Source organism: Streptomyces synnematoformans (assembly GCF_039531005.1).
Classification (GTDB): Bacteria; Actinomycetota; Actinomycetes; order Streptomycetales; family Streptomycetaceae; genus Streptomyces; species Streptomyces synnematoformans.
The window spans coordinates 1-7,212 of record NZ_BAAAPF010000349.1; the positions used below are offsets into that span (position 1 = coordinate 1).

General features: G+C 74.6%; 8 protein-coding genes. 3 read left to right on the forward strand and 5 right to left on the reverse strand.

Translation table 11 applies throughout. The features are described from left to right. Positions 1–1,198, reverse strand: a 1,198-nt coding sequence (locus ABD317_RS31495) for a CocE/NonD family hydrolase (protein WP_344294397.1), incomplete at its 3' end; no start/stop codon positions are given. A 263-nt stretch (positions 1,199–1,461) separates the two neighbouring features. After that, positions 1,462–2,169: an SDR family NAD(P)-dependent oxidoreductase gene (locus ABD317_RS31500; protein WP_344294399.1), complete on the reverse strand. Its 708-nt coding sequence runs from the start codon at positions 2,167–2,169 to the stop codon at positions 1,462–1,464. A 102-nt stretch (positions 2,170–2,271) separates the two neighbouring features. Between ABD317_RS31500 and ABD317_RS31505 the strand changes: the two genes are divergently transcribed. Beyond that, entirely contained in the window at positions 2,272–3,120 is an 849-nt protein-coding gene (locus ABD317_RS31505) for a helix-turn-helix transcriptional regulator (RefSeq protein ID WP_344294401.1), read from the forward strand. A gap of 24 nt (positions 3,121–3,144) precedes the next feature. Here the strand turns inward: ABD317_RS31505 and ABD317_RS31510 are convergent, their stop codons facing one another. Beyond that, the gene (locus tag ABD317_RS31510) at positions 3,145–4,143 is read right to left on the reverse strand and encodes an ABC transporter permease (RefSeq protein ID WP_344294403.1); all 999 of its coding nucleotides are present in this window, start codon (positions 4,141–4,143) and stop codon (positions 3,145–3,147) included. A gap of 102 nt (positions 4,144–4,245) precedes the next feature. On the opposite strand from ABD317_RS31510, the gene ABD317_RS31515 reads away from it, so the two are divergent. Then, a complete protein-coding gene (locus tag ABD317_RS31515; protein ID WP_344294405.1) occupies positions 4,246–4,881 on the forward strand; it encodes a TetR/AcrR family transcriptional regulator in 636 nt (211 codons plus the stop codon). Between the two features lie 86 nt (positions 4,882–4,967). Here ABD317_RS31515 and ABD317_RS31520 read toward each other — a convergent pair whose 3' ends face one another. Next, entirely contained in the window at positions 4,968–5,417 is a 450-nt protein-coding gene (locus tag ABD317_RS31520) for an SPW repeat protein (protein WP_344294407.1), read from the reverse strand. A 141-nt stretch (positions 5,418–5,558) separates the two neighbouring features. Further along, a complete protein-coding gene (locus tag ABD317_RS31525) occupies positions 5,559–6,308 on the reverse strand; it encodes a class I SAM-dependent methyltransferase (protein WP_344294409.1) in 750 nt (249 codons plus the stop codon). 323 nt (positions 6,309–6,631) lie between these two features. Here ABD317_RS31525 and ABD317_RS31530 point away from each other — a divergent pair. Continuing rightward, positions 6,632–7,212 (forward strand): aminotransferase class V-fold PLP-dependent enzyme (locus ABD317_RS31530; RefSeq protein ID WP_344294411.1); only part of this gene is annotated, 581 nt, incomplete at its 3' end.

A 7,212-nucleotide genomic window follows, 5' to 3' on the forward strand; every position in this document is an offset into this window, starting at 1 on the left:
CGACGACGGGCCAGGTGCGCTGCGCGCGCCAGTCGCCGCTGTTGTCCTCCATGGCGTACTTCGGGTAGCGGACGGCCGGCTTCTCGCCCTTCAGATACTCGTCGAAGAACGCGAGGGTCTCCTCGTACCAGCCCTCACGCCCCATCGCCAGCCGGCCGTCCGGCACCCGGTCGCCGCCGCGGACGTGGTCCCACTGGCCGAGCCAGCCGCGCTCGGGGCCGCGGTGGTTGCGCAGGTACTCCTCCATCTCCTCCGGCTTCGTGTTGGGCTCGATGAAGCCCTGCGTGACGAAGAGGGGGGTGTCGCTGCCCTTCGCGAGCCGCGCCAGGTCGCGCTCCTTCCAGTGCTTGCTGCGCTGGTCGGCGATCCGGTAGCCGGCGGCGTTCTCCGTCAGGCACTCCGGATGGGTCTCCTCCCAGCGGGCGTTGGCCCGGTAGCGGGGGTCGTCGTCGGCCATCGGGGGGAGGGTGGCGATGGAGTTGTACGCGTTGGCGGTGCCGGTGACGTTGGGGCGGGGCACGCCGTTGGAGTAGATGTACTGGTACATGTCCCAGACCGGCTCCTGCGACACGACGGCCTTCAGGGCCCGCTGGTCCAGGTTGTTGCCGATCAGCCCGGTCACGGCGTCGTACGACTTGCCGTACATGCCCACCGCGCCCGTCGACCACGGCCGGCTCGCGGCCCAGTCGATCGCGGCCGCCACGTCGGCCTGTTCGCCGGGCCCGGCCCAGTCCAGGCAGCCCGTCGAGCCGCCGAAGCCGCGCAGGTCGACCATGACGAAGGCGTAGCCGTTGGCGAAGACGTCGGCGCCCTCGGTGAAGTCCAGGAAGCGCGTGGAGGGCCCGGCGTACGACCAGCCCTCGTCGCCGGTCGCGCCGGCGTGGGCGAAGTACGGCCCGACGGACAGGATGACGGGCACCTTCGCGCCCTTCACCAGCCCCTCGGGCAGCAGCACGTCGGCGTGCAGCTCGGTGCCGGAGTCGTCGGCGGAGGGGAAGTAGTGCTGGGTCCACTCCGCGCCCTCGGGGACGCGCTCGTTCTCCTCGTGCGTGACGGGGCCGGTGGCGGTGGCGATACGGGCCTGGGGCGCGGTCGGGGCGTCGGGCGCCGCGGTGGCGGGGCCGGCGAGCGCGCCGGTCGCCGCGAGGGTGGCGGCGAGTGCGGAGGCGGCCCAGGCGGCCGCGTGGCGTCTTTTCACAAGCAACTCCCGGGGTGGCGGAACGGAGTTGTGGGGGGCCGGCGGCCGGGGCGCCCCCGGAAAAGCACACGTCGCGGGGGCGGTCCGGGCCGACGCGTGGAGCGTATGATCACATCGCGTACACGTCAACGAGCCCGCACGGCCCGCCTGTCGGGCGGGGCCGCGCGGGCTCCTCGGGTCCGGCCGTCCGCAACGGCCGGGGCACTACGGGGTTCTCAAGGGCTCAGGGCTCACGGGCTCAGGGGGCTCGGTGGCCCGGGGGCTCACCAGGGCAGCGGCCCCTCCGCGTCGACGTACCCCCCGGTGGGGCCGTCGGGGCCCGTCTGCGCCATGCGGACGATGACCTCGGCGCCCTCTTCGACGGTCTGGACGCCGGTGTTCCCGTTGAGGTCCGTCCTGGTGAAACCGGGCTCCACCGCGTTGATCCGCAGCTGCGGGAACGCCTTCGCGTACTGCACGGTGAGCATGTTGATCGCGGCCTTCGACGCCGGGTACGCGACGCCGGGGTAGGCGTGGACCGGGGTACCGGCGGTGGTGGCCCGGGTGAGGGAGGCCAGACCGCTGCTCAGGTTGACCACGACCGGGGCGGCCGACCGCTGCAGCAGCGGCAGGAAGGCGCGGGTGACCCGCACCGTGCCGAAGACGTTGGTCTCGAACACCTGCCGCATGATCTCGGCGGTGACGTCCGCGGCGCCGATCACGCCGTTGTCCTCGTCCCTTTCTTCGATGCCGGCGTTGTTGACCAGCACGTCCAGCCCGCCGTCGGCCTCGACGGCCGCCGCGGCGGCCGCGACGGAGGCGTCGTCCGTGACGTCGAGCTGCACGGCTCGCGCGCCCAGCCGCTCGGCGGCGCGGCGGCCGCGGCCGGGGTCCCGGCTGCCGACGTAGACGGTGTGGCCCGCGGCGACGAGGCGGCGGGCGGTCTCGTGGCCGAGACCCTTGTTCGCTCCGGTGATCAGTGTGGTGGTCATGTCCCCACCGTGCCCCCGGGCCGTGCGGTCAGCCAGGAGTCCGCTCTTCCTGGGACCGGCGGTACCAGGCGGGCCGCGGCGGAGCGGTGCACACTGGCACCCATGGCGACCACGGAGTTCGGACGGGCGGTGCGCCGCTGGCGCGACCGGCTGCCGCCCGAGGCGGCGGGGCTGTCCGCCGGCGCGGCGCGGCGCACGGCCGGGCTGCGCCGGGAGGAACTGGCCGGGCTCGCCGGAATCTCCGTCGACTACGTCACCCGGCTCGAACAGGGCCGCGCGGCCCACCCCTCGGCCCAGGTCGTCGAGGCGCTGGCCAGGGCGCTGCGGCTGGCGGGGGACGAGCGCACCCACCTGTTCCGGCTGGCCGGGCTCGCGCCGCCGGGCCCGCACCTGGTGCCGGCGCACGTCACCCCCGGCGTCCAGCGCCTGCTCGACAGGCTGGGCCAGACCCCCGTGGCGGTCTACGACGCGTCCTGGACCCTCCTCGTGGCCAACGCGCCGTACGCGGCCCTGATGGGGGACCCGTCCGGCTGGCGCGGCCACGAGCGCAACGCCGTGTGGCGCCACTTCCTCGGCCCCGGCACCCGGGCTCGGCACACGCCGCGGTCCCTCCGCGACTTCGAGGCCGCGCTGGTCGCCGACCTGCGCGCCGTGGCCGGCCGCTACCCGGCCGACCGCCGGCTGGGACGGCTGATCGCGGAACTGTGCGCGCACAGCGACCGGTTCGCGGAGCTGTGGGACGCCGGCGCCGTCGGCCGCCACGAGTCCGCGCGCAAGACCATCGACCACCCGGACGCGGGCCCGGTGACGCTGGACTGCGAGGTCCTCACCGTGGCGGGCAGCGACCTGCGGATCATGGTCTACACGGCGGAACCCGGCACCGACGACGCGGAACGCCTCGCTCTGCTGGCCGTGCTCGGCACCCAGGCGCTCGCCGGTCCCGCCGGCTGACCTGCCGGTCCCGCGGACGGCTTCTCAGGCCGCGACGGACTCGCGCGGGCCGGCCGTGGGCGCCGGGGCCGGCGGGCGGTGGCGGGAGAGCAGCGGGCCCAGCACCAGCAGGGCCAGGCCGACCAGCGACCAGCCGATAAGGACCGCCAGCGGGGCCGCGGCGCCGCTGCCGCCGAAGTAGGCGACGGAGCGGACCAGCGAGCCACCGGCGCCCGGCGGCAGCAACTGGCCGAGCGCGCCCACCGGCTCCGGCAGCATCTCGGGGGCCGAGGTGACGCCGGAGAACGGGTTGCCGAGCAGCATCACCAGCAGGCTGCCCACGCCCATCCCGACCCGGCCGAACACCGCGGCGAGGCCCGCGACCCCCGCGGCACCGGCCAGTACCGTCAGCCCGAGCGCGCCGGCCTCCGCCCACCAGTTGCCGGTCAGGGCGCCGAGCCAGCTGTCCGCGACCGCGGCGGCGACGACGCCGATGGCCGCGGCCGCGCCGGTCACGGCGCCCACCGCCCGCCAGCTCCGCAGGCCCAGCAGCGTGGCCGCGCCGCCGACGGCGAGTCCGGCAAGCGCCAGCGGCAGGACGCTGGAGTTCAAGGCGGAGCCGCGGGGGTCCGCGGCGGGCAGCGGGACCACGTCCTCGGTGGGCACGGTCCCCGGGGACTGCTCCGGCCCGGCCGCCTGCTCCCCGACGGTCCGGGTGAGCAACTGCGCCACGTTGGGGCCGGCGGCCGAGGCGACCAGCAGCCGCGGCCCGTCCGGGGTGGCGACGACGGCGCCGTACACCTCGCGCTCCTCGATGGCGCTGCGGGCCGCGGCCGCGTCCGGGTACGTGTGCACCTCGAAGGCGTCGCCGCGCTCGGCCAGCTGCGCCTTCAGCGGCGCGGTGGCCTGGGCCGGGCCGGCGACGCCCAGGGGCAGGTCGCGCGGCGCGAGCCGGGCGCTGGGCCAGACGAAGGCCCAGAGGGCGAGGGCGATCAGCGCCGGGACCAGGACGACGACCGCGAGCACACTGCGGGCGGAGGACATCGTCAGCCTCCTTAAAGAGAAGGATCGTTCGTTTTACGATCCTCACTCTGCGCGCGGCCGTCGCGGGTTGTCAAGAAAGAACGTTCGTTTTACAGTCCCGCCATGGCTCGCGTATCCCAGGCCCACCTTGACGCCCGCCGCCGGCAGATCCTCGACGGCGCGCGGCGCTGCTTCACCCGCAACGGGTTCCACGCCACCTCGATGCAGGACGTCTTCCAGGAGACCGGGCTGTCCGCCGGCGCCGTCTACCGCTACTTCCGCGGCAAGGACGAGCTGATCACGGCCGTCGCGGACGAGGCGTTCGAGTGGATGCGCGACGCCTTCGAGTCCGCCACCCGGGAGGCGCCGCTTCGCCCCCTCGGCGAGGTGATCGGCGGCGTGCTGAGCCGCGCGCTCGAAGAGCAGGCCCGCCGCGCGGGCGTGGACCGGCCGAGCGCGTTCGCCGAGCTGATCGTGCAGGTGTGGAGCGAGACCCTGCGCAACAAGCAGCTGGCCGCCACGCTGCACGCCGGTTACGACCGGATGCGGGGCATGTGGGGCGAGGTGGTGCGGGCGTACCAGGAGGCGGGCCACCTGCGCGCCGACGTCCCCACCGACGACGTGGTGCGTACGCTCATGGCGCTCACGCAGGGGTTCATCGTGCAGCGGGCGCTGTTCAAGGACGTCGACAGCGCGATACTGCGCAACGGGCTGCACGCGCTCATGGCGGCGGACGGCTCAGGCCGCCGCGCGCCCTGAGCACACCGCCCCCGGCGCCGGGCCGCCCCGGGGCGTACCCGGCGGACCCGGCACCGGACGGTGCAGCGGTGTGCGCGCCCGCGGCCTTACTTTTCTTCCTTTCGGCGGCCGAAGCGCACGGTCATACCCATGGCGAGCAGTCCCAGCACGGCCGTGACGCCGCCGGCGAAGCAGTTGCTCCAGATGACGCCGTTGGATGCGGTGTTCGCGGTGGTGACCACCCAGGGGGAGATCACGAGCCAGAGGCCGAGCGGCACGGCCAGCCAGGCCAGCCCGGACGTCCGCTCCGGGGCCAGGGTCAGCCCGAGCCCGAGCAGGCCGATGGTGATACCGACGATGAGGTTGTTGACGGCCAGGTTGGAGTTCCCCGTGAAGTGCACGACCCAGGGTGAAATCGCGGCGTACAGGCCGGCGAGCAGGATCAGTCCTTCGAGGGCAACCACACCACCTCCGGCCGCCGTGCGATCGAATCGCTCCCTCATCTCCTGCACATCAGGGTGTGAGGTCATCCCAGTGGTGTGTTGCGTGTTCGACATGGTTGCTGCCTCCTCTCCAAGAAGAGTCGGATGCATCCTCTCTTGTCACGATACGCCTGTTTGGTCGACCGGTGGGTACGCTGCCCGGACCGGGTTCCCGGCCCGCGGCTCCCGCGGCGGTGCGCGGTCCCGCCGGGCGGGTCAGTCCGCGGTCCGCAGCCGTACGTGGACGTGGTCCGCGTCGGCGTCCGTGGGCGCGCCCCCGGGGTCGGTGACGCCGGTGACGGCCAGGCCGGCGACGGCGGCCAGGGTCTCGAAGCCGTCGCGGGTGTACCAGTGCAGCACCCACGGGCGTTCGGTGATGCTGCTGCCCGAGGGGTGGTAGCGCTCGTAGCGCAGCAGCGTCGTCTGGGTGCGGGTGTGCTCGTCGCGGTTCTCGGCGACGACGCGGACCCGCAGCTCGGCGCCGTCGGGGCCGGTGGCGGTGCGGGCGCGGCCGACCTCGTGCGACGGGGTGGGTCCTGGCAGGTGCAGCGGGACCAGCACGGTGCCGCCCTCGGCGAGGTGGGCGCGGATGGCGCGCAGCGCGGCCAGCGCGGTGGCGTCGTCGGGCAGCAGGTTGAACGTCGGTCCGGCGAGGTAGACCGCCGCGTACCGGCGGGGCAGGTCCAGGGCCTCCATGCGCTGATGGAACACGACGACGTGCAGGTCCTCCGCGCCGGCCCGGCGGCGCAGCCGGTCCAGCATGTCCGCGGAGGAGTCGACGCCGTCCACGTCCAGCCCCCGGCGACGCAGTTCGAGCAGCGGCTCCCCGTCCCCGCAGCCCAGCTCCAGCGCGGGCGAGCCGGCCTCCTCGACGAAGGCGGCGTACGGCTCGGGGTCCTGGGTGACGGACTTGAGCGGTCCGTACAGCTCCGCGACGATTCCGGTGTAGAAGTCTGCTGGATCCATGATCGCCATCCTATGGGGCGGGTCACGCGGCCCGGCGTGCACGGGCGGCTCCGTCGTGTGCGCCGGCGCGACCGCACCGCCGAGTGCGCCGTGCGGGCGTTCGTCGAACGCTCCGGCGTCTACCCGCGGTACGCCCGGCTGAAGCGGCCGACGTTCCCGTCCGCGACCGCGGTGCCGCACCGCGTCCCCGCCGGGGCGGGGGAGCGGGCGACCCGCCGGCGGCGGAGAAGAACCGGGCCCGGCCGCGTTGACGGGGGTCAGCGGGCGCGCCCGGTGTCATCCTGGTATGGCTACCTTTGGCAGTTTTCATGCGGAGGGGTCCCATGGGCAGGGCAGACACCACCGGGCACGTGCGCGACGAAGATGTACGCGAGGAAGCGGCGGACGCCCCCGACCTCTTCGCGGAGCTGCGGGCACGCGAGTTCGGCTATCTCGACGAGGGCGGGCACACCTACCTCGACCACACCGGCGCCGGACTCCCGCCCCGCTCCCTCGTCGCGGCGAGCGCGCGGCGCGTCACCGGCGGGCTGTTCGGCAACCCGCACTCCGACAGCCCCGCCTCCCGCGCCTCCGGGGACCTGCTCGACGAGGCCCGCGGGGCGGTGCTGCGGCACTTCAACGCCGACCCCGCCGAGTACGCCGTGATCTTCACGCCCAACGCCACCGGCGCGCTGCGCCTGGTCGGCGAGGCGTACCCGCTCGGGCGCCGCAGCAGGCTCGTCATGCCGCTCGACAACCACAACTCCGTCAACGGCCTGCGGGAGTACGCGCGGGCGCGCGGCGCGACCGTCGAGTACGTGCCGCTGCGCGCACCGGACCTGCGCATCGACGAGGACCGGATGCGCGCCGCCCTGGCCGTGCGCGCCCGCCGGCCCGGCCTCGGGCCCGCCCCCGGCCGCCGGGG

Bases quoted from the DNA above. Each gene is read 5' to 3' on its own strand.
- ABD317_RS31520 (WP_344294407.1), bottom strand. From the start codon at position 5,417: ATGTCGAACACGCAACACACCACTGGGATGACCTCACACCCTGATGTG.
- ABD317_RS31510 (WP_344294403.1), bottom strand. From the start codon at position 4,143: ATGTCCTCCGCCCGCAGTGTGCTCGCGGTCGTCGTCCTGGTCCCGGCG.
- ABD317_RS31500 (WP_344294399.1), bottom strand. From the start codon at position 2,169: ATGACCACCACACTGATCACCGGAGCGAACAAGGGTCTCGGCCACGAG.
- ABD317_RS31515 (WP_344294405.1), top strand. From the start codon at position 4,246: ATGGCTCGCGTATCCCAGGCCCACCTTGACGCCCGCCGCCGGCAGATC.
- ABD317_RS31525 (WP_344294409.1), bottom strand. From the start codon at position 6,308: ATGGATCCAGCAGACTTCTACACCGGAATCGTCGCGGAGCTGTACGGA.
- ABD317_RS31505 (WP_344294401.1), top strand. From the start codon at position 2,272: ATGGCGACCACGGAGTTCGGACGGGCGGTGCGCCGCTGGCGCGACCGG.